This is a genomic window from Streptomyces sp. yr375 (assembly GCF_900110755.1).
Lineage (GTDB): Bacteria > Actinomycetota > Actinomycetes > Streptomycetales > Streptomycetaceae > Streptomyces.
Genome location: NZ_FOFF01000020.1, coordinates 37584 through 58574, shown reverse-complemented (window position 1 = coordinate 58574; position 20991 = coordinate 37584). Strand labels below are relative to the sequence as shown.

General features: G+C 73.7%; 16 protein-coding genes. 7 read left to right on the top strand and 9 right to left on the bottom strand.

The window, feature by feature from the left end:
* Window positions 1–28: 28 nt before the first annotated feature.
* Window positions 29–1126 (bottom strand): glycoside hydrolase family 62 protein, encoded by a 1098-nt coding sequence (locus BMZ82_RS20690; protein ID WP_093777889.1) that lies wholly within the window; start codon window positions 1124–1126, stop codon window positions 29–31.
* A gap of 330 nt (window positions 1127–1456) precedes the next feature.
* Between BMZ82_RS20690 and BMZ82_RS20685 the strand changes: the two genes are divergently transcribed.
* The 3 genes from BMZ82_RS20685 (at window position 1457) to BMZ82_RS20675 (ending at window position 5574) form a co-directional block, all read left to right on the top strand.
* On the top strand, window positions 1457–2434 hold the full coding sequence (locus BMZ82_RS20685) for a pectate lyase family protein (RefSeq protein ID WP_093777887.1): 978 nt from the start codon (window positions 1457–1459) through the stop codon (window positions 2432–2434).
* Between the two features lie 85 nt (window positions 2435–2519).
* Entirely contained in the window at window positions 2520–3359 is an 840-nt protein-coding gene (locus tag BMZ82_RS20680) for a pectate lyase (protein ID WP_093777885.1), read from the top strand.
* A 235-nt stretch (window positions 3360–3594) separates the two neighbouring features.
* Entirely contained in the window at window positions 3595–5574 is a 1980-nt protein-coding gene (locus BMZ82_RS20675) for a PBS lyase (protein ID WP_093777883.1), read from the top strand.
* A 101-nt stretch (window positions 5575–5675) separates the two neighbouring features.
* Here BMZ82_RS20675 and BMZ82_RS20670 read toward each other — a convergent pair whose 3' ends face one another.
* Entirely contained in the window at window positions 5676–6257 is a 582-nt protein-coding gene (locus tag BMZ82_RS20670) for an Rv1733c family protein (protein ID WP_093777881.1), read from the bottom strand.
* A gap of 213 nt (window positions 6258–6470) precedes the next feature.
* On the opposite strand from BMZ82_RS20670, the gene BMZ82_RS20665 reads away from it, so the two are divergent.
* The 4 genes from BMZ82_RS20665 (at window position 6471) to BMZ82_RS20650 (ending at window position 10514) form a co-directional block, all read left to right on the top strand.
* The gene (locus tag BMZ82_RS20665) at window positions 6471–7622 is read left to right on the top strand and encodes a WD40/YVTN/BNR-like repeat-containing protein (protein ID WP_093777879.1); all 1152 of its coding nucleotides are present in this window, start codon (window positions 6471–6473) and stop codon (window positions 7620–7622) included.
* A gap of 117 nt (window positions 7623–7739) precedes the next feature.
* Window positions 7740–8417, top strand: a complete 678-nt coding sequence (locus BMZ82_RS20660) for a uracil-DNA glycosylase (protein WP_093777877.1) — start codon at window positions 7740–7742, stop codon at window positions 8415–8417.
* Window positions 8414–9391, top strand: a complete 978-nt coding sequence (locus BMZ82_RS20655) for an N-acetylglucosamine kinase (RefSeq protein WP_093777875.1) — start codon at window positions 8414–8416, stop codon at window positions 9389–9391. The genes BMZ82_RS20660 and BMZ82_RS20655 overlap by 4 nt, the downstream gene beginning before the upstream one ends.
* A 199-nt stretch (window positions 9392–9590) precedes the next feature.
* Window positions 9591–10514 carry a sirohydrochlorin chelatase gene (locus BMZ82_RS20650; RefSeq protein ID WP_093777873.1) on the top strand — a complete coding sequence of 308 codons (924 nt, stop codon included), beginning with the start codon at window positions 9591–9593 and terminating at the stop codon, window positions 10512–10514.
* A 91-nt stretch (window positions 10515–10605) separates the two neighbouring features.
* Here the strand turns inward: BMZ82_RS20650 and BMZ82_RS20645 are convergent, their stop codons facing one another.
* From BMZ82_RS20645 to BMZ82_RS20615, 7 genes are all read right to left on the bottom strand, one after another.
* Window positions 10606–11652, bottom strand: coding sequence for a lactonase family protein (locus BMZ82_RS20645; RefSeq protein ID WP_093777871.1), 1047 nt, complete (start codon window positions 11650–11652; stop codon window positions 10606–10608).
* 78 nt (window positions 11653–11730) lie between these two features.
* Window positions 11731–14088: an FUSC family protein gene (locus tag BMZ82_RS41920; RefSeq protein ID WP_256252021.1), complete on the bottom strand. Its 2358-nt coding sequence runs from the start codon at window positions 14086–14088 to the stop codon at window positions 11731–11733.
* Between the two features lie 223 nt (window positions 14089–14311).
* Window positions 14312–15067 carry a 3-oxoacyl-ACP reductase FabG gene (fabG, locus tag BMZ82_RS20635; RefSeq protein ID WP_093777869.1) on the bottom strand — a complete coding sequence of 252 codons (756 nt, stop codon included), beginning with the start codon at window positions 15065–15067 and terminating at the stop codon, window positions 14312–14314.
* On the bottom strand, window positions 15064–16644 hold the full coding sequence (locus BMZ82_RS20630) for an MFS transporter (RefSeq protein WP_256252020.1): 1581 nt from the start codon (window positions 16642–16644) through the stop codon (window positions 15064–15066). Before BMZ82_RS20630 ends, fabG begins: the two co-directional genes overlap by 4 nt.
* 5 nt (window positions 16645–16649) lie before the next feature.
* Window positions 16650–18107, bottom strand: coding sequence for a nitrosuccinate lyase (locus BMZ82_RS20625; protein WP_093777867.1), 1458 nt, complete (start codon window positions 18105–18107; stop codon window positions 16650–16652).
* Window positions 18104–20068 (bottom strand): FAD/NAD(P)-binding protein, encoded by a 1965-nt coding sequence (locus tag BMZ82_RS20620; protein ID WP_093777865.1) that lies wholly within the window; start codon window positions 20066–20068, stop codon window positions 18104–18106. The genes BMZ82_RS20625 and BMZ82_RS20620 overlap by 4 nt, the downstream gene beginning before the upstream one ends.
* A complete protein-coding gene (locus BMZ82_RS20615; RefSeq protein WP_093777863.1) occupies window positions 20065–20991 on the bottom strand; it encodes an NAD-dependent epimerase/dehydratase family protein in 927 nt (308 codons plus the stop codon). The genes BMZ82_RS20620 and BMZ82_RS20615 overlap by 4 nt, the downstream gene beginning before the upstream one ends.

Here is a 20991-nt window from a genome sequence, read left to right as displayed (position 1 = left end):
GTGCGTATGAGTGGGCAGGCGGGCGGAATCAGCAGGTGGAGTTCGTCTGGGTCACCAGGCCGAGCCGCCACGGGAGTTGGGAGTAGTCGCCGCTCGCGGCGGGATCCATGCCCTGGTAGAGGAAGCGCAGTCGGCAGGGGTCGATGGTGAGGGTCTGGTCGACTCCGTCGCGGATCAGCTCGCCGTGGCTGAAGTCCGTGGTCCAGGCCGACTGACCGGCCGCGAAGGTGACGTTGTCGGACCGGAGGAAGGAGTTGGCCTCGGTGTCGGCGAGCGGGGTCCATGTGCCGCCGAGGCTGTCGGCGGTCCAGGCCCGGAAGTAGCGGCGCCAGTCGGAACCGGTGGCCAGCGCCTCGACCAGCATCAGATACTTTCCGCTGTCGCCGAGGCGGTAGACGTTGCTCGCCTCGAAGAGGTCGAAGCGGTTGGGCTCGGACAGCACGATCTCGGTGTCGCCAAAGCCGTTCGGGAACTCGGCGCGGGTGGTGCGGGAGCGGTACTGGTGGCCGTTGTCGTCCGAGAAGAACAGGTAGCAGTCGCTGCGGTCACAGACGGTCCAGAAGTCCAGCCAGCCGCCGGTGCCCTTGTTGTCGAGGACGACCTGCGGCTCGGCGTCGAAGAAGTACTTCGGCGCGCTCCAACTCGCGGGGTTCGCGGGGTCCTTGGTGGTCGAGTAGGACGGCGGCCCGGTCTGGTAGACCATGTACCAGGTCTTCTGCGGCGCGAAGTAGAACACCTGGGGTGCGGCGGCGTACCGGTTGCCGATGTTCGGGTTGGTGTCGAGGAAGGTCTGCGGAGCGGCGGCGGCCTGCGACCAGTCGGTGAAACTGGTGTGCCCCAGGCTCCACGCCCCGGCGGTGTTGGCAGTCGTGAAGTAGACGTGCCAGCGGTTCTTGTAGCGGAAGACCGTCGGATCCTTCACCGAGACGATCGGGTGGGTGGCGTCCGGCTTGGGGCTGATCAGCGGCCCCGTCGAGGTCCAGGCGAAGGAGCCGGGGAGCGGCCCGGCCCGCTCCGGGGACGTGGTGGTCGCGCCGGCGGGCCCCGGCGACAGGACCAGGCCGGTGACGGCGATCAGGAGCAGGACCAGCCCTGCGGTGAACGTACGCGTGCGCGGAGTCGGCATCGACTCGCCCCTCTCTGACAGGCCATGAAGGGAAGCGTGCGCATCGCATGGTGGCATGCGCATGCCTGCCATGGAAGCGCTCCCACGCCAACTGCCCGGAAGCCCTTGCCAGTTGGCCGGAGCCGGGCAGGGGTGGCCGAATACGTTCTGCGCAAAGCGTTGACTAGAAAGCGCTTACCCCCTACGTTCCGTTCAGCAGTGTGACCGAGCCGCTCGCACCGATCTCGCACCGACCCCCACACGGGGCCGCACTGCCCGTGCACGACGTTCAGTCATACGTACGTCATTCACATACATGTGTCACTTGCCTCCCCGAAGGGACGCACCCGCATGCGCACAAGCCCCCCACGTACACACGCGCAAAGGTCCGCTCTCATGGCGGTGGCCGCCGCTCTCGGCACGGCGGCGGTCCTCGCGCTCCCCCAGGCGGCCGGTGCCGCCGACAGCTCGCCGGTCGGGTTCGGCGCCGGCACGACCGGCGGCGGCAGCGCCACCGCGGTCACCGTCTCGACCGAGGCCGCCTTCAGGACCGCGGTGGCCGGCAGCGCGGCGAAGGTCGTGAAGGTCAACGCCCTTGTCCCGCTGAGCGGTCAGGTCGACATCGGGTCCAACACCACGGTCCTGGGCGTCGGTTCGTCGTCCGGGTTCACCGGGGGCGGGCTGCGGCTGAAGAAGGTGACGAACGTCGTCGTCCGCAACCTGAACATCAGCAAGCCGCTCAAGCCCGCCGACGGCATCGAGGTGCAGGCCTCGACGAAGGTGTGGATCGACCACAACTCCTTCTCGGCCGACCGCGATCACGACAAGGACTACTACGACGGCCTGTTGGACATCAACCACGCCTCGGACTACGTGACGGTGTCCTGGAACACCTTCAAGGACCACTTCAAGGGCTCGCTCGTCGGCCACAGCGACAACAACGCGAGCCAGGACACCGGGCACTTGAGGGTGACGTACCACCACAACTACTTCAGCAACGTCTACTCGCGCATCCCCAGTCTGCGCTTCGGCACCGGCCACTTCTACGACAACTACGTCGTCGGGGCCGAGACGGCCGTCCACTCGCGCATGGGCGCCCAGATGCTCGTCGAGAACAACGTCTTCCGTTCGACGGTGGTCGCCGTCACCACCAGCCGCGACAGCGACGCGGACGGCTACGCCAACCTGACCGGCAACGACCTCGGCGGAGCCGCGACCGAGGTCTCGCAGGTCGGGACGTTCACCAAGCCGCCGTACAGCTACACCGCCGAGCCCGCCTCGTCCGTCGTCGCCTCGGTGACGTCCGGCGCGGGCGCCGGAAAGCTCTGACCGCCCGGAGCACCGCCCCCACCCCCACTCCGAAGACTCCGAAGACCCTCAAAACCCTCAAGGCTCTGGAAGAAGGCATCGCGACATGACTTCACCAGCACTCTCACCGACACCTGCACCTCGGCGCGCGCGTGGGCGCACCCGTGGGCGCGCCCTCACCGGCGGGCTGGCCGCCGTCGGCCTCACGGTTGGGATGATCATGACTAGCGGGGCGCTCACCCCCGCGAGCGCCGCCACCTGGCCCAGCGCGAACGGCAGCCAGGCGGTCACCGCCACCATCCCCGTCTCCGGCACCAAGGACTACGGGATGAAGCGCCTCTACGGCAGCGGCGACCTCGGCACCGGCGGCCAGAGCGAGGACCAGGACCCGATCCTGGAACTCGCGGCCGGCGCCGTCCTGAAGAACGTCATCATCGGCGCGCCCGCCGCCGACGGCATTCACTGCAAGGGCAGTTGCACGCTTCAGAACGTCTGGTGGGAGGACGTCGGCGAGGACGCGGCGACCTTCCTCGGCTCCTCGTCGTCCAACGTCTACAGCGTCTCCGGCGGCGGGGCGAAGGAGGCCAGCGACAAGATATTCCAGTTCAACGGCGCTGGGACGCTGAACGTCTCGAACTTCGCCGCGCGGAACTTCGGTACGTTCGTGCGCAGTTGCGGAAACTGCAAGAGCGGCCAGTACAAGCGCACGATCAACCTCAACACCATCGAGGCGACGTACAAGGGAAGCAAGCTCGTCGGCATCAACACCAACTACGGCGACAGCGCGACCCTGAAGAAGATCACGATCGTCGGGGACAGCAGCAAGAAGATCATCCCGTGCCAGAAGTACATCGGCAACAACACGGGCAAGGAGCCGACTACCAACGGCACCGACGCGGACGGGACTTACTGCAAGTACTCGTCGTCCGACATCACCTACAAGTAGTCCCGCGCACCGTTCCCCCCACGGTGAGAAGGCGGCCGTACGAAGCGTCCCCACCCGGCGCTTCGTACGGCCGCCGCCGTGTGTGTCGCGGACGGGATCCTGGAGCGGAGGCCTCCCGTCCCGAACTGATCGTTCTCACCTGTGAGTCATCGCTCGATTCCGATTCGTTGTCAGTGGCGTGGTGCAGACTCGTGATCAGTTGGCGCTTCTCGCACTTCGTCCGGGGGAGGACAACGTGTTCACGGGGATCGACGAGATCGACTGGGCCTCACTGCGACACGCGTACGGCAGCGCGCGGGACGTGCCCGCGCTGCTCAGAGGGCTGGCCTCCGCCGAGCCCGGCGAGCGGGCGGCGGCGCTGGACCGCATGTACGACGCGGTGCACCACGAGGGCAAGGTGTACGACTCGACGCTCGCCTGCGTTCCGTTTCTACTCGCGCTCGCCGCCGACGAGCGGGTGCGGGAGCGGGGCGGGCTGGTGGAGCTGTTGGTGAGCATCGGGGAGTGCGCGGACGCCGCCGTGCAGGAGGGCGCCGACGTCTTCGTCCGGCTTGCCGGGGATCCGGACCCGGGGGTGCGCCGGGCGGCGGCCGCGGCGGTCGTGCGGTTCCTCGACGAACCGGCACGCGTCCTCGCCTTGTTACGGGAGCGGCTCGCGGTCGAGCGGGACGACCGGCTCGTGATCGTCCTCGTCGAGAACCTCGGCCACTTCGCGCGACGGCATCCCGGGCGGGCCGCCGAGGCGGTGGAACTGCTCGCCGCGCAGAGCGGTCCGCCGTACGGTCCGGGACCGCGCCTGGCCGCGCTGGGCCAGCTCGCGACCTGCGCTCCCGGGCGACTTCCGGCCGATCTGGTGCCGACGGTCCTCGGACTGCTCGGGGAGCGGTCCGCGCACCACCCCTGCCGCCCGGGCGCGGCGGGCGCGTCCGCCGTGCACTCCCTCGTCGACCGGTTACGGCGCCTGCGACCGTCGGACGAGGAGGGGACCCGGCTGCTGCGCACCCTGCACACGGCGCTCGACGACCGGCTGCCGGACCGGATCGCCCTGCTGCACGGGCAGTTGCGGAGCCCCTGCCCGACCGACCGGTGCAACGCCGTGCTGCTGGCCGCCGCGCTGCTGCGGGAGTGGCGGGGCGACCACAGTGCGACGGTGGCGTTGATCGGGGAGCAACTGCGCCCGGAGGCGGGCGAGGACGAGGGGCGGTTACAGGACACGGCAGTGTCCGTCCTCGCCGAGCTGTTCACGCTCGCCGCCCCGGCCGCCGACCGCCTCCACGCGCTGGTGGCCGCGCGCCCCGACCAGTGGATACGGCGGTGGCGGCCCGAGACGCCCCTGCTCGCGGGGCCGTTGCACGCGCTGGCCAGGAGCGGGGACGCACGGGCGGTGCCCGTCCTGGCCCAGGTGCTGGCCGGGCCGGTCGTTCCCCGGGACCTGGGAACCGCCGTCGCGGACCTCGGCGCCCCGGCGGCCCCGCTCGTGCCGGCCCTGCGGCGGGCGCTCGCCGCCGTGCCGCTCGACTCCCCCGACACGGCTACGCCGCTGCTGTCCGCGCTGCGGGCACTGCGCGACGCGGCGGCCGTGCCCGAGGTGCTGCGGCTGCTGACCGCCGCCCGAACCGGCACCGGGGAGCGGCACATACCGGCCGCCCTCGAGGCGCTGGGCGCGTTCGGGGCGGGTGCGCGCGAGGCCGTACCGGTGCTGCGTGGGCTGCTGGCCGGCGAACACGCCCTCGCTGCGGCGGACGCCCTGTGGGCCGTCGAGGGTGACGCCTCCGCCGTCCTGCCCGTCCTGCTACGGGAGTTGGGGCACGAGGATCCCCGGCAGCGGGCGCTCGCCGCGCGCTCGCTTGAACGGCTCGGCCCCGAGGCCCACCCTGCGCTGCCCGCGCTGCGCCGGGTGATCGAGACGGGCGACGGGGCGGAGCGGGCGGCGGCCGGATGCGCGGTCTGCCGGATCACCGGGGAGGTGCAGCCGGCCGTCGGCGGGGCGCTGCGCTCCGCCTGGGCAGAGCACCCCCCGACGCGCACCGCCATAGCCGCCTGCCTCACCGCCCTCGGCCCCACGGCCGCCGCACCACTACGCGACCTGGCCGCGACGGAACTCACCCTCCACCGCCGCCACACCACCACCCGCCCCGGCGGCCACCGCAGCCACGACATCCCAAGAGACGAGGCCTTGTTGAGGCTGTGCCGGGCGCTGGTGAAGGAGACGTAACCAGCCAGCCGACCGACCGCCCCGGGGCTGCACGGCTCCGCCCGGACGTCGGACGCCCGCCGTGCCGTCAAACCTCCGCCCCGCCCAGCTCCCATGCCGGATCAGCCTGTCGGGCGGCCCCAGAGTGTGTCGAAGTGGGCCCAGTCGGTGTCCCATTGGGCTACTCGGCGGCGTTCGAGGCGGCCTCGTAGGACGCGGCCGCCGGTGAAGGGGAGGGTCGCCGCGGCCACGCCGGCGACGCCGCCGACCAGGGAGGCGCGGAGTCTGGCCTGGGCGGCGGTGGCCGGTTCGGTCACCATGCGGCCCTGGCGGTCCGTCCAGACCGTGACCGGGGTGCCGGCCGCGCTGCCGGGGCCGACGCGGACCTGGCCGGTGTGCGCGGAGCCGTCCGGCCCCGTCCAGCCCACCTTCGCCCACACCCGATCGCCGCTGGCGGAACCGCTCGCGGCGACCTTGCCCGGGGCCTGCTCGGACAGTCGCCCCACGAGGGGTCGCCACTCGACGCGTTCCCGCGCCAGGCCGTGTTCGACGGACCCTGCGGTCGTCAACCCCGCCAGCACCCCGGCGAGGACGGTCAGCGCCCACACCCCGAGCACGACCCAGGACTCCACCATGTCGGCGCGACGCTTGAGCGGATTGCGCCGCCAGCGCCACAGCCACACCTTCGGACCACGGAACGCCATCGAAGGCTTCCTCCTCATGAGCACATGAACATCCCGGCCGCCCTCCCATACGGGGCAGGCGGGCCGGATGCTCAGGACGACTCCCTCGTCCCGACGTTCCCATGGCCGCACCGCCCGCGCAGGCGTCCCGGCGAAAGTGGCCGATGTCATGCGGTCCCGGCCCACCGTCCCCGCTGTGACCTGCGGCGACGAACTGTCCAGAGGTGACTGTCAGTGGCGGGGTGCAGACTGGCTGGTGTCTGGGACGAAGAGGTCGAGGACACAGTGGAGGTGATCGGCATGAGTGAGGTACTGCTCGCCGTGGGCACGCGTAAAGGCCTGTTCATCGGGCGGCGGCGGGGCGGCGCGTGGGGGTTCGACGAAGCCCCCTGTTTCAACGCGCAGGCGATCTACTCGGTCGCCATCGACACCCGCGGTGACCGCCCGCGGCTGCTGGCCGGCGGCGACAGCGCGCACTGGGGCCCGTCGGTGTTCCACTCCGACGACCTGGGCCGGACCTGGACCGAACCGGCGAAACCGGCCGTCAGGTTCCCGCGGGACACGGACGCCTCGCTGGAGCGGGTGTGGCAGTTGCACCCGGCGGCGGCCGAACGGGACGTGGTGTACGCGGGCACGGAACCGGCCGCGCTGTGCCGCTCGGAGGACCGCGGCGAGAGCTTCGAGTTGGTGCGCCCGCTGTGGGAGCACCCCACGCGCGGGAAGTGGGTGCCGGGCGGCGGCGGGGAGGGCCTGCACACGGTCCTCACCGACGCCCGCGACCCGCAGGCGGTGACCGTGGCCGTGTCGACCGCCGGGGTGTTCCGCACGACCGACGGCGGCGCGAGCTGGGCGCCGTCCAACTCCGGTGTGTCCGCGGTGTTCCTGCCGGATCCGAACCCGGAGTTCGGCCAGTGCGTGCACAAGGTCGCGAGGGACGCGGTGAACCCGGACCGCCTCTACCTCCAGAACCACTGGGGGGTCTACCGGAGCGACGACTCGGGCCGGGAGTGGACCGACATCGGCGCGGGTCTGCCCTCCACCTTCGGCTTCGCCGTCGCCGCGCACCCGACCCGCGGGGACACGGCGTACGTGTTCCCGATCAACGCCGACGTGGACCGGGTGCCCGCCGATCACCGGTGCCGGGTCTTCCGCACGGCGGACGCGGGCAGGAGCTGGGAGCCGCTCACGGCCGGCCTGCCCCGGGAGGACCACTACGGGACGGTCCTGCGCGACGCGCTCCGCACGGACGACGCGGATCCGGCCGGCGTGTACTTCGGCAACCGCAACGGCGAGGTGTTCGCCTCCGCCGACGACGGCGACAGTTGGCAGCAGTTGGCCTCGCACCTGCCGGACGTCCTGTGCGTACGGGCCGCGGTGGTCGGATGAACCGGACCACGCGGACCAGGCGGACCATGCGGATGAGGCGTACGCGGCGGCAGGGGCGGGCGCCCGGCTTTGGCCACTGGTTGATCACCGCTGCGTGTACGGCAGTAGGGTGACGCCGTGGCACCACGACCCTTGCATGAGATCGTCGAACCCGGCTGGGCGAAGGCCCTCGAACCCGTCGCCGGAAGGATCGCCGAGATGGGCGATTTCCTGCGCGCGGAGATCGCCGCGGGACGCACCTACCTCCCGGCCGGACAGAACGTCCTGCGGGCCTTCCAGCAGCCGTTCGACGACGTCCGCGTCCTGATCGTCGGACAGGACCCGTATCCGACGCCGGGGCATGCCGTGGGACTGTCGTTCTCGGTCGCTCCGGAGGTCCGCCCGCTGCCCGGCAGCCTGCTCAACATCTACCGGGAGCTGAACACCGACCTGGGGCTCGCCCAGCCGTCCAACGGCGATCTGACGCCGTGGACGCAGCAGGGGGTGCTGCTGCTCAACAGGGCGCTCACCACGGCCCCGCGCAAGCCGGCCGCGCACCGCGGCAAGGGCTGGGAAGAGGTCACCGAGCAGGCGATACGGGCGCTGGCGGCGCGCGGCAAGCCCCTGGTGTCCGTCCTGTGGGGCCGCGACGCCCGCAACCTGCGTCCGCTGCTGGGGGACCTGCCCTCGGTGGAGTCCGCGCACCCCTCCCCGATGTCGGCCGACCGCGGCTTCTTCGGCTCACGGCCGTTCAGCAGGGCCAACGACCTGCTGGTCCGGCAGGGAGGTCAGCCGGTGGACTGGCGCCTGCCGTGACCGGCCGCGGCATCCTCGCCGTGGATTCGGGCGGCTCCGGGCTGCGGGTCGCCCTGGGAACCGCCGAGCGCGGCGCCCTCGCCCGACGCTCGTCCCCGGTGCCCGTGCGCACCGGCGCGCGGGGCATCGACCCGGATCACCTGATGGCGCAACTGGTGCCGCTGGTACGGGCGTTGACGGACGAGAGCGGTGTCCCGCCGCTCCCCATGCCATCCACCGCCGTCGTGGGCGCGGCCGGGCTCGGCACCCTGGGCGCCGCCCTGCGCGCCGAGCTCCCGGGCGCCCTGGCCCGCGAGTTCGGGATCCGTACGACCGCGCTGGCCGCCGACGCCGTGACCGCCTACGTCGGCGCGCTGGGGGCGCGGCCGGGCGCGGTGGTGGTCGCGGGCACGGGCCTGATCGCGCTCGGCACGGATCTGACGGCATGGCAGCGGGCGGACGGCTGGGGCCATCTGCTGGGCGACTGCGGGGGCGGCGCCTGGATCGGCCGGGCCGGACTGGAAGCCGCCCTGCGCGCGTACGACGGGCGGCCCGGCGGATCCGCGCCGCTGCTGTTCCGCGCCGAGGAGCGGTTCGGGCCGATGCCCGGGCTGCCCGGGCTGCTCTACCCGCGCCCGGACCGTCCGGCCGTCCTCGCCTCCTTCGCGCCCGACGTGGCCGGTTGCGCTCCGGACGACCCGGTCGCCGCCGGCATCCTGCGCACGGCGGCCCGACACCTGGCCGAGTCCGCAGCCGCCGTATGCCCGCAGGGCGGCGAGCCCCGGATCGCGCTCACCGGGGGCCTGTTCGAGATCGGCGACCCCCTCCTCGTCCCGCTGGAGGGCGAGTTGGCGAGGCGGCTGCCGCACGCGCTGCGGGTGCCGGCCGAGGGCGATCCGCTGGACGGGGCCGTACGCATCGCCTCCGCACTGGCGACGGGCGCGCTCAGACTGCCGGATGAGGAGAGCCTGCTGTCGGTGGTGCGGCAGACGTAATGCAGGGGGCGTAGGGAACGTACGTCAACGTACGGCATGATGCGAAAAGGGAGATTACTCCCTTCGAGGGCACGTCGCCCGGAAAACACGCTGATCACTTCTGATCCGCACGTAACTCATCAGACAAAACCGGACGGATACCGCTCACCTGCACCCTCCCCGAACAGGGGAGCCCAAGAAGCCAGTAACATGCGTCGCCATGAGCTCCCCCACTGGGCCCGCGTCCGGCCTGCCAGTACGAATGCCGCGACCTCGCCAGCCCGGGCGGCACCGCCGACCCGAGCCGCTGGCGGCTCCCGAGGGCGCGCCCTCGCTCGTGCTCGCGGTGCCGGGCAGGCCGAGTGCCGCCGTCCGCGGTCTCGCCGAGGAGATCGTGAGCATCGCCCGCTCCGAGCTGCCCGGCCTGGACGCGCGCATCGGCTACCTCGACGGGGACGACGCCGAGTTCCCCACCCTGCAGTCCATGCTGCGGTACGCCGCCGAGGAGCGCACCGCGCGCTTCGAGCACGCGCGTGCGGCCGGTCTGGACGTCAAGGAGCCCGACGGCCCGGTCGCCGTCGTCGTGCCGCTGCTGGCCGGCCCCGACGGCGCGCTGCTGCGCCAGGTCCGCCAGGCCGTCATGGAGAGCCGGATCGCGGCCGAGCTGACCGATGTGCTCGGCCCGCACCCGCTGCTCGCCGAGGCGCTGCACGTGCGGCTGTCGGAGGCGGGGCTGGCCCGCGCGGACCGTGCCCGGCTGTTCACCGTGGCGACGGCCGCGGACGGCATCATCCTGGCCTCCGTGGGCGGCGAGGAGGCCGTGCAGGCGGCCGGGATCACCGGCATGCTGCTCGCCGCGCGTCTCGCCGTGCCGGTGATGGCGGCGGCTCTCGACCAGGAGGGGTCCATCGCCTCGGTCGCCGAGCAGCTCCGTTCCTCCGGCTCCCAGCAGTTGGCGCTGGCGCCGTACCTGATCGGCCCGGAGATCGACGCCACGCTGATAGACGCGGCGGCCAAGGAGGCGGGCTGCGCAGCCGCCGAGGCGCTCGGCCCGTACCCGGCCATCGGCAAGCTCGCGCTCGCCAAGTACACGACCGCCCTGGGCATCGCCCCACCGCAGCCGCAGGGCGCGCCGGTCCGCTGAGACCACCGTCAGGACGCAGTACGACACGAAGGGCCCGCACCTGGCGAGGTGCGGGCCCTTCGTCGTGCGCGCGACAGGGGCGTGGGCGGGGTCAGCCGAGGATCACGCAGGACGCGGCGGGGACCGCGATCGAGCCGCCGCGCCGGGGCAGGCCGGTGGCCGGGTCCAGGGTGAACCAGGTGACGTCGCCGGAGCGTTCGTTCGCGACGTAGAGGAAGCCGCCGAAGGCGTCGACGGCGATCGCGCGCGGCCAGTGTCCGGCGCAGGGCACCGTGCCGGCCAGCCGCAGGGCCTCTCCCCCGCCCTCCACGGCGAACACGGAGAGGACGTCCTCGCCGCGGGTGGCGGTCCAGACGAACCGGCCGTCGGGCGAGACGACGAGGCCCGAGGGGTAGGCGTCGCCGGCCGGGGCGCCGGGCAGGACGGCCGTCTCGGCGAGGGGTTTCAGCGAGCCGTCGGCGGCGTCCCAGCGGCAGACGGTGACGGTCGGGGTGAGTTCGTTGACGACGTAGGCGTACTCGCCGCCGGGGTGGAAGGCCAGGTGGCGGGGTCCGGAGCCGGGGCGCAGCGCGTGCTCGCCGTGCAGGACGGGGCTGCCGTCGCGCAGGGCGCACACCCGCACGGAGTCCGTCCCGAGGTCCACGCTGACCGCCCACCGGCCGCTCGGGTCGGGCTGCACCTGGTGGGCGTGCGGGCCCTGCTGGCGTCGGGTGTGCGGGCCGGAACCGGTGTGCCGCAGGACGCCGGAGGCGACGCGGGCGAGGGTGCCGTCCGGGCGGAGCGGGACGGCGGTGACGCTGCCGGAGCCGTAGTTGGCGGTGAGGACGTGGCCGTCGAACACGCTGAGGTGGGTGGGGCCGCTGCCGCCGACCGGCACCGGCGGCCCGATCGGCTCCGGGGCGTCGCCGGTGACCCGGTAGGCGGCCACCGCGCCGTCGGTCGTCTCGCTGACCGCGTACAGCGTGTCGCCGTCGGCCGACAGGGCCAGGTAGGAGGGGTCGGGGACGCCGTTCACGCTGCTCAGGACGGTGAGCGCGCCGTCGGTCGGGTCCACGGCGGCGGCCACGATCCCGGGCCCTCCAGCCGCCGTGAACGAGCCGATGAACGCCCGCTGTCGCCTTCCGCCGAGGTCTGCCACCGCTGTCCCCTCCCGGGTCGCCGCTGCCGCTGCTGACGCCGCGGCTCGAGGCGACCGTAGCAGTCGATCACGAACGGTCTAGACCAGCCACGCTCGCCCGACACCGCCCCAGGCACCGTTCGGGGCCCGGCGCGCGCCGCGAAGGGGCCCGGCGAGTTCGAGGAGTGCCTGCTCCAAGGCGTGGAGGTGGGCCAGCACGGGTTCGTGCGGTGCGGCACTGTGCGGCGGGGCGAGGGTCTTCCCCGCGTGGCGGGGCGGTCCATCAGTAAGCGTTTCGACGGCGACCTCGACGCCGTGGAGGCGGGCCGGTTCCGGTGCGGCAGTGTGCGGCGCGGCGACGGACTCCTCCGCGCGGCGGGGCAGTCCGTCGGCCAGCGAGGTGGTGAGCGTCTCGACGGCGACCTCGACGCCGTGGAGGCGGGCCGGTTCCGGTGCGGCAGTGTGCGGCGCGGCGACGGACTCCTCCGCGCGGCGGGGCAGTCCGTCGGCCAGCGAGGTGGTGAGCGTCTCGACGGCGGGCTCGACGCCGTGGAAGCGGGCCAGTACCGGTGCGACAGCGTGCGACGCTGCCACGGTCTCCCCCTCGCGGCGGGGCCGTCCGTCGACCGGCGGGGTAGTAAATGTCCCGATGGCGGCCTCGACGCCGTGGAGGCGGGCCAGTTCCCGTGCGGCACTGTGCAGCGGGGCGGCGGCTCCCTCCGCGCGGCGGGGCGGTCCGTCGGCGGGCGGGGTGGTGAGCGTTTCGACAGCGGCCTCGACGCCGTGGAGGCGGGCCGGTTCCGGTGCGGCAGTGTGCGGCGCGGCGACGGACTCCTCCGCGCGGCGGGGCAGTCCGTCGGCGGGCGGGGTGGTGAGCGTTTCGACAGCGGCCTCGACGCCGTGGAGGCGGGCCGGTTCCGGTGCGGCAGTGTGCGGCGCGGCGACGGATTCCTCCGCGCGGCGGGGCAGTCCGTCGGTGGACGGGGTAGTGAGCGTCTTGACAGCGGCCTCCACGCCATCGAAGCGAGCCAGGGCCAGTGCGACAGCCTGCGGCGCGGCGACGGGCTCCCCCGCTCGGCGGGGCCGTTCGTCGGCCGGCGGGGTGGTGAGTGTTTCGACAGCCGCTTCGACTCGCCAGCAGGCGGTGACGAGGCGGGCGTCGTGGGAGGCCTCGGGGTCGGCGGCGACCGAGGTGAGTCCGCGTACCTCGCGGGCGCAGTCGTCGAGGAGCTCGAGGATGTGCCGGGCGCGGCCCTTGCGGGCGCGCAGCGGGCTGAGGGGATGCACCAGGGGCGCGAGGGACTGGCGGACCCGGGCGAGGATCTGTTCCAGTTCGGCCACCCGTCGGGCCGGGTCCGCCGTCGGGGAGCCGGCGAGCCGGGCGGCGGCCTCGGCGGTGCAGGCGTGCACGCAGCGCAGGGCGCGCTCCACCCATGCGTCGGTGACGGAGTGCGTGGTCACCGGGAGCACCAGCAGCACCGCCAGTACCGCGCCCAGCGCGCCCACGGCCGTCTCGGTGACCCTCAGCGCGAGCAGCGCCGGGTCGAGGAGGCCGAGCAGGCCGTACAGCGCGCTGGCCAGGACCGTGACGGCGAGCATCATCCACGTGTAGGAGACGGCGGCGGAGTAGAAGATCCCGAAGACGGCGACCGTGACGATCACGGCGGTCGCCACCGGTTCCCCGTGCAGGGGCAGGGCCACGACCAGGCCCAGCACGATGCCGATGACGGTCCCGAGGAACCGCCGGAAGCCCCGGATCAGGGTCTCGCCGCGCGAGGTGGTGTTCACGAACACCCACCAGGTGGCGCCGACCGCCCAGTACCACCGCTGGTCGGACAGTGCCTGCCCGACGACGAGGGCGATCCCGGCGCCCGCCGTGGCCTGGATCGCCTGCCGGGTCGTGATCCGCGCCAGTCCCCAGCCGCCGGTCGGCGGGGCGACGGCGGCCACGGGCACCGGTCGTCGCCGCTCGTAGCACCACAGCCCGAACCGCACCGTCGACGACGCCGCCAGCGACAGCAGTACGGCCGCGTAGAGCTCGGGCAGTTGGCCGGGGACGGTGTGCAGGAACTGCGCGGCGAAGAAGGTCATGAACGCGAACACGCCGAGCGAGTGCCCGCGCGGTCCCCAGCGCCTGGCGTACGCGCCGGCCCCGACGACGGCGAGGAAGGCCAGGTCACGGGCGACGGGCAGGTCGTGCAGGACGGCCGCGAGGGCGAGCACCGGAAGCCCGACGGCCGGGAGCAGCGCGGTGGTCACGGCCTGCCCGCGCACCGTCGCGTCGGTCACCGTAAACAGGGCGAGCAGGGCGGCCAGACCTCCGGTGATGGTCGCCGGCATGGAGCGCCCGGCCAGCGCGCACAGTACGACGGCGAGCCCGATGCCCAGCACGGCCCGGGCGGCGAACCGCAGCCGCGCCTGCCCCGGATCCGGTGCCATGAACGCCCTCTTCAGCAACCTGTCCCGCCCTTTCCCCACCCTGGCGCACCGCGGACGCGCCACGGCATGAGAAAGGCGCCGCGGAGTCCGCAGCGCCATCGATACCGCTATCTCAACACCTGGACGGCTGATGGTTCAACCGGGGGTGGAAATGCTGGGCCAATGGCCCAGTGCGGACGTCGCGTCCGCCGCCACCGGTCGGCCAACGGCCCGCCTACACGGCCTACGCGCCCCCCGCTGCTCAGTGGCCCAGTCCCGCGCCCCCGTCGACCGGGATCACTGCGCCGCGCACGTAACCGGTGCCGGCAGCGGCGAGGAACGCCACCGCGTCGGCGACCTCGTCGGGGTGGCCCAGGCGGCCGGCCGGGGTGCGGGCGAGCAGGTGCCGGCGCTGCTCCTCGGTGAGCGCGCGGCTCATGTCGGTCTCGGTCAGACCGGGGGCCACCACGTTGCAGGTGATGTCCCGGGCCCCGAGTTCATGGGTCAGCGACCGGGCGAAGCCGACCAGTCCCGCCTTCGCCGCCGCGTAGTTGGTCTGCCCGGCCGCGCCGTGCAGGGCCGCCGTGGAGGAGATCAGGACGATACGGCCGTGGCCCTGCCGCAGCATCCCGCGCACCGCGCGCCGCACGACCCGGAACGCTCCGGTGAGGTTCGTGTCGATCACGGAGGTGAAGTCCTCGTCGCTCATCCGCATCAGCAACCGGTCGTTGGCGAACCCCGCGTTGGCGACCAGGACGCCGACCGGACCGTGCGCGGCCTCGGCCTCCTTGAACGCCTGGTCCACCTGCTCGCTGTCCGTCACATCGCACCGTACGGCGAGGAGGTCGTCGGCGGCGGGTGGCGCTTCGCCCCGGTGGGTGACCGCGACCCGGTCTCCGGCCGCCGCGAAGCGCCGGGCGATGGCGAGTCCGATGCCCCGGTTCCCGCCGGTCACGAAGACCGACCGGGCCGCCGTGTGTGCGCTGTTCTCTGCGAGGTTCTCTGCGAGTTCGGTCATTGCGCGTCCCTGCCGTTTCCGTTTGCTGCGGGCTCATCGGCCGCTTTGCGTGCGCGCAGGCCCCCGGCGGCCACGACGCACCCGACGAGGGCCAGTACGGCGGTCCAGAAGGTGGCCGTGTACATGGCGTCGAGGAAGGCGCGGTCGGCCATGGCCGCGAGTTCCGGCAGGCGCAGTGAACCGGCCAGTGAGCGGGCCGCCTCGGCCGAGGTGCGGGCCTGTTCCTGCGCGGCCGGGGGGAGTTCGCCCGCCGCGCCGGGCAGTGTGGCGTCCGCCATGCGGTCCCGGTACACGGCGGAGAGGATCGAGCCGGTCATCGCCACCCCGAGCGTCCCGCCGACCTGCCGGGTGACGCTGTTGACGGCCGATCCCGCGCCCGCGAGCTGCGGCGGCACCCCGCTCATCATCACGGCCGTGACCGGCGTGCCGACCAGACCCATGCCGAACCCCTGCACGAACAGCAGGACGACGACGACCGGGATCGGGGTCCCGCCGTCGAACCACAGGTAGCCGACATAGGTGGCCGCCGTGGCCAGGACGCCGGCCGCGACCGTCCACCGGTCCGACAGCAGCCTGCTCATCGCCGGGGACGCCTGGCTGCCCAGGACGATGCCGACCGCGGCGGCGATCATCACGAGGCCGGCGTCGGCCGGGGACAGCCCGCGCGGTCCCTGGAGGTAGAAGGCCGCGTAGAAGAGGTGCCCGGCCAGTGCCATGAACGCGATCAGCAGCACCACGCTGCCGGCCGTGAACCCGGGCTGCCGGAAGAGCCGCAGGTCCAGGCTGGGCGCCGGGGACCTGCGCTGCCCGGCCACGAAGGCGGCGAGCAGCGCGCCGCCCAGGACGACGGGCAGCAGGACGTGCACACCGTGCCAGCTCTGTCCGTTGCCGAGTTCGATGACGCCGTAGACCACACCGCCGAGGCCGAGCACCGACAGCGCGAGGCCCGGCAGGTCGAGCACCCGGCGGGCGGGGCCCTTGAGCGCGGGCACCACGGCCACCGCGCCGGTCATGCACAGGACGACGATCGGCACGTTGACCAGGAACACCGAGCCCCACCAGAAGTGGCTGAGCAGCGCCCCGCCCACGACCGGGCCGACGGCGACGCCGAGGCCGCTGGACGAGCTCCAGATCGCGATGGCCCGGGTGCGTTTCTCCGGCGGGGTGCTCTGCACGATGACCGACAGGGTCGCCGGCATCAGCAGCGCGCTGCCCGCGCCCATGAAGCCGCGCGCCACGATCAGCCAGCCCGCGCTCCCGGCGAACGCGCCGGCCCCGGAGGCCGCGCCGAACAGCGCCAGACCGGCGAGGAGCGTATTGCGCGGGCCGAAGCGGTCGGCGAGCGCGCCGCCCGCGAAGAGGGTGCCGGCGAAGACCAGGGTGTAGGCGCTCGCCACCCACTCCAGCTCGGCGGGGGTCGCACCCAGTCCGTCGGCCGGGTCGGCCAGCGTGGTGACCGCCACGTTGAGGATGGAGGTGTCCAGCCAGATCAACATCTGAGCACAGACGACGACCAGAAGAACGGGCCAGGACCGGCGGGCCGTCACCGGTGCCGCGGCCTCTTCGGTACGACTCACGGCACTCACCGGGCACCCCCGTCGCCCGCCGGGAAAGTCTCTCCGTAGGTCGGGGCGGTACTCGCGGCGGCCCCGTATCTGTGGAGTGCCCGGTCGATCAGGGCGTCGGACGCGCCCGTGTAGTGGGTCGGGTCGAGGAGTTCGGCGAGGCGGTCCGGGGTGAGGCGGGTGGAGAGTTCGGGGTGGGTGGAGAGGACTTCGGTGAGGGGGCGGCCGGTGCTGTCGGCCTCGGCCGTGGCGGCGGTGAGGAGCTTCTTCGCCCGGGCCTTGCCGAGCGCCGGGGCGAGTGCCACCGTCAGCCGTTCGGTGACGATCGCGCCGCCGGTCGACTCCAGGTTGGCGCGCATCCGTTCCGGATGGACGGCCAGCCCCTCCGCGAGCTCCACGGCGGTGTGCGCGGCCCCGCCCGTCAGGCGCAACGCCTCCCGCAGCGGCTGCCACTCGGCGTGCCACGCCCCGGCGGGCCGCTCGTCCTCGGCGAGCATGCACTGCGCCAGGACGAGGGCGTGCGCGGGGACCTGCCGGGCGGCCGACACGATGAGGGTGGCGAGTGCGGGGTTGCGTTTCTGCGGCATCGCCGAGGAGCCCCCGCGCCCGGCCGCCGCCGGTTCGGACACCTCACCGATCTCGGTGCGCGACAGCGTCTGCACGTCGAGCGCGAACTTGCCGAGCGCCCCGGTGACCAGTTGGAGCACCGCTCCCAGGTCCGCGACGGGCGTGCGCGCGGTGTGCCACGGGATGACCGGTTCGGCCAGGCCGAGCGCCTGCGCGAACGGCCTCAGCAGTTCGACCCCGCCCTCGCCCTTCCCGCCGTCCAGCTCCGCGTACTCGACGTACGCGGCGAGGGTGCCGGCCGCGCCGCCGAGCTGGGCGGGGAGGGCGGCCGCGACCGCCGTTACGCGGGCCTGGGCGTCGGCGACGAGTTGGAGCCAGCCGGCCGCCTTGAGGCCGAGGGTGGTGGGCACCGCGTGCTGGGTCAGGGTGCGCCCGGCCAGCACGGTGTGGCGGTGCGTGTCGGCCAGCGTGGCGAGGGCGGCGCGGACCCGGTCCAGGTCGGCGGCGACGAGGGCGAGCACCCGGCGGGCGACCAGCATGGCCGCCGAGTCGAGGATGTCCTGGCTGGTCGAGCCGCGGTGCACGTACTCGGCGGCGGCCGGATCCTCGGCGGCGACCACCTCGGTGAAGGCGGTGACCAGGGCGACGACCGGGTTGGCCGTGGCCCGGGCCTCGCGGGCGAGGGCGACCGGGTCCAGCCGGTCCGCGCGCGCCGCCGCCGCGATCGCCGCCACCGCGGTGGCCGGGGTGAGGCCGACGGCGTGCTGGGCCCGGGCCAGGGCCACTTCGGCGTCCAGCATGGCCTGGAGCCAGGCCTCGTCGGTCGCCTCGGCCGCGGCCGGCGTGTCCGCCCAGGTGGGGGCGAGCAGGCCCGCGTCGGTGCCCACGGACAGCGCGTTCACGCTCATCGACTCCCTATGTTCCCTGTGTCTGATATCTGATGCATCGTTATCTGATGTGCCGTCACATGCTTTTCGACTGACGGCACTTCGGGCTCTGGCAGGAGCAGTGCCGCCCTGGCTATCGCGTCGGAGTCCTCCAGCGTCACCGAGCCGACGCCGGGCCTGACGCCGACCGCCGTCACCCAGCGGACGCCCTCCGTCGGCACGCCGAACGCGAACCGGCGCGGGTGCGCCCGGCCCGCCGCGTCCACCAGCCGGGGCGCGCCGCCGGTCACGGCCAGCCCGCCCGTCTCGTGACCGTCCAGCCGGTACGGGACACAGGCGCCGGCCGCGAGGAGCGCCCGCAGCAGGGGGTTGGCGCTGCGCCGCAGGTCGACGTCGGGCAGCCGGGCCTCGATCAGCGCGGCGACCCGCACCGGCGGTTCGGGCACCCGTTCCGCGTCCACCAGGAACCCGCCGTCGGGCGCGGAGGGCCGTACCCGCATCCCCGGTCCGACGATGTGCAGGGTCCCGGACTCGACCAGCGCGATGAGCTGCTCGATGCGGAAGGCGGGCGGGCCGATCGAGGTGAAGGCGTTCAACGGCGTGTACCAGCCGTCCAGTTCGCCGGCGTACGACGCGCCGGAGACCCCGCCGTGGTCGACGACCAGCCGGATCTCGTTGCGCAGGTCCCGCAGCGCGTCCAGCGCGGCTTTCAGCGGGCCGCTCACATTGCCGAGCCGCGCTTCGGCGAGATCCCGCCGCAGGTACTCCAGCAGCCAGTGCCGGTAGTCGTCGCGGCCGGTGAAGTCGCGTGCGCCGTAGGGGCGTTCGATGCGCTGCCAGTCCCAGCGGGCGTCGCGCGGTACGGCGTACCGGTCGAGCAGCTCCTCGTCCGGGCAGCGGCCGGTGAGGGTGAGGCGGACGAACTCCTCGGCGTCCCAGGGTCCGTGGGCGGCCCGGATCCACGCCTCGTGGTAGACGGTGCGCACCTCGCGGTCGATCAGCGGCCAGATCGCGTCGCGGAAGGCGACGGGCCGTCCGTCGTCCGCCAACCGGCGTAGCCCGGCGATGACTTCGGGGGTCAGAAAGCGGGGGTGGTGGCGGCCGAACGCGCCCTTCTCGTTCTCGCCCCGGGCGTGGAAGGGCACCCCGCGCCGCGAACCGGCGTACAGGATGGGCTCGTTGCCGCTGGGAAGGTAGACGAGGCCGGTCTCGCTGTCCTTGAAGGTGCCGCCGCGGCCCTCGGTGAGCAGGGACAGATGGTCGAAGAAGTTCAGCCCGAGGCCGCGCAGGGCGACCGGGGTGCCCGGTGCGATGCGGCCCAGTTCGGCGTCGGCCGGGTTGGCGGGGCCCACGTAGGTCAGTCCGTGCCGGCCGGCGAAGTCGGCCAGTTCGCGTTCCTCCTGGTCGGGGAGCGACTCCCCGTGGCCGAGGGCCAGGACGACGGAGTCCATGCCGGTCAGCCGGTCGCCGTCCGCCAGCGTCACCGTCTGGCGTCCGTCGGGGGTGTCGTCCAGCGCGACCGCGGTCGAGCGGTGCGTGTGGACCGTCACCTCCTCGGGCGCGGTGCGCAGCAGGTGCCCGAACACCCACTCCAGGTAGTGGCCGTGGAAGGCGCGGGTCGGATAGGTGTCCGGGCCGAGCCGCCGGGCCTCGGCCCGGACCCGGTCGGGGTGGTCGCCGGCGCCCTCCGCGATCGTGCGCGCCCAGGCGTGCAGGCTGGGCCCCGGCACGGTCGGGCCCGCGCAGTCCACGCTGTCGTCGGTGAACAGGGTCACCTGGGAGGCGACCGTGTTCATCAGCAGTTCGCCCGGCTGGCCGGTGCGCCACACCGCGCCCGGACCGGGCGGGTACGGGTCCACGAGGTGCACCGCGACCGGCCGGCCGGTGCCGGCGGCGTTGGCGCAGATCCGCTCCAGGACGGAGAGCCCGCGCGGACCCGCACCGATCACGCAGAGGGCGAGGGTGCCCGCGGGGTGTGTCATTCCCGGCCCAGCCCCTCGCGCCAGTCGGGCCGCAGCGGCTTCCAGCCCAGCGTCGCCCGGGTCCGCTCGCCCGACGCCCCGCGGGCTTCGGTGAGTTGGTGGGTCATGAACCAGCCGAGCAGCCGGGGCGCGAGGGCCGCCGGGAGGGTGCGCGGCGACGGTGCGCCGAGGGTGCGGGCGTAGTGCGGCAGCCACTGCGCGGCCGGGGCGGGTTCGTCGTCCGTGACGTGGAAGACGCCGGTGGCGTCCGACTCGACGGCGGCGACGGCCGCTCCCACGGCGTCCGCCACGTGCAGGAAGGACGTGACGCCGGCCCCGCCCTCGGGCAGCGGCAGCTTCCCGGCCAGCACCCGCTGTCCGGTTCCGCCGTCGCGGGCGTACGCGGTGCCGGGGCCGTAGAGGGTGCCGTACCGCAGCACCGCGCCCGCGAGGTCCGGTCCCGCGTCCAGGACGAGCCGCTCGAGTTCGGCGACGGCGCGTACGGTGGCGGCCCAGCCGGGGTCGGGGGCGTCCACGTACAGTGGCGCGTCCTCGTCGAGGACGGGCGGCCCTGCCGGGGCGGCGGCGAAGGCGATGGACTGCGCGACCAGCCGCCGGGCGCCGGCCGCGCGGGCCGCCTCGACCAGGTGGGCGGTGCCCTCGGTGCGCAGCCGCGCCGTCTGTGCGAAGGCCTCCGGGGGGTCGTCGCGCAGCAGCCGCAGCGCCGACATCTGGTGGACGACGACCTCGGGCCGGGCGGCCGACACCGCCGACAGCAGTGCCTCGCGGTCGAGGGCGTCGGCGACGACGATCCCGTCCGCGTCCGGGGCGTCGGCCCGGGACGACTCCCGGACCAGGGCGCTCACCTCGTGGCCGCGTGCGCGCAGCGCGCCCACCAGGGGGCGTCCGATCACGCCGGTGGCGCCGGCGACGAGTACCCGCAC

Coding starts and splice junctions, on each gene's coding strand:
- BMZ82_RS20690 (WP_093777889.1), bottom strand. CDS start 1,126: ATGCCGACTCCGCGCACGCGTACGTTCACCGCAGGGCTGGTCCTGCTC.
- BMZ82_RS20685 (WP_093777887.1), top strand. CDS start 1,457: ATGCGCACAAGCCCCCCACGTACACACGCGCAAAGGTCCGCTCTCATG.
- BMZ82_RS20680 (WP_093777885.1), top strand. CDS start 2,520: ATGACTTCACCAGCACTCTCACCGACACCTGCACCTCGGCGCGCGCGT.
- BMZ82_RS20670 (WP_093777881.1), bottom strand. CDS start 6,257: ATGGCGTTCCGTGGTCCGAAGGTGTGGCTGTGGCGCTGGCGGCGCAAT.
- BMZ82_RS20650 (WP_093777873.1), top strand. CDS start 9,591: ATGAGCTCCCCCACTGGGCCCGCGTCCGGCCTGCCAGTACGAATGCCG.
- fabG (WP_093777869.1), bottom strand. CDS start 15,067: ATGACCGAACTCGCAGAGAACCTCGCAGAGAACAGCGCACACACGGCG.
- BMZ82_RS20625 (WP_093777867.1), bottom strand. CDS start 18,107: ATGAGCGTGAACGCGCTGTCCGTGGGCACCGACGCGGGCCTGCTCGCC.
- BMZ82_RS20620 (WP_093777865.1), bottom strand. CDS start 20,068: ATGACACACCCCGCGGGCACCCTCGCCCTCTGCGTGATCGGTGCGGGT.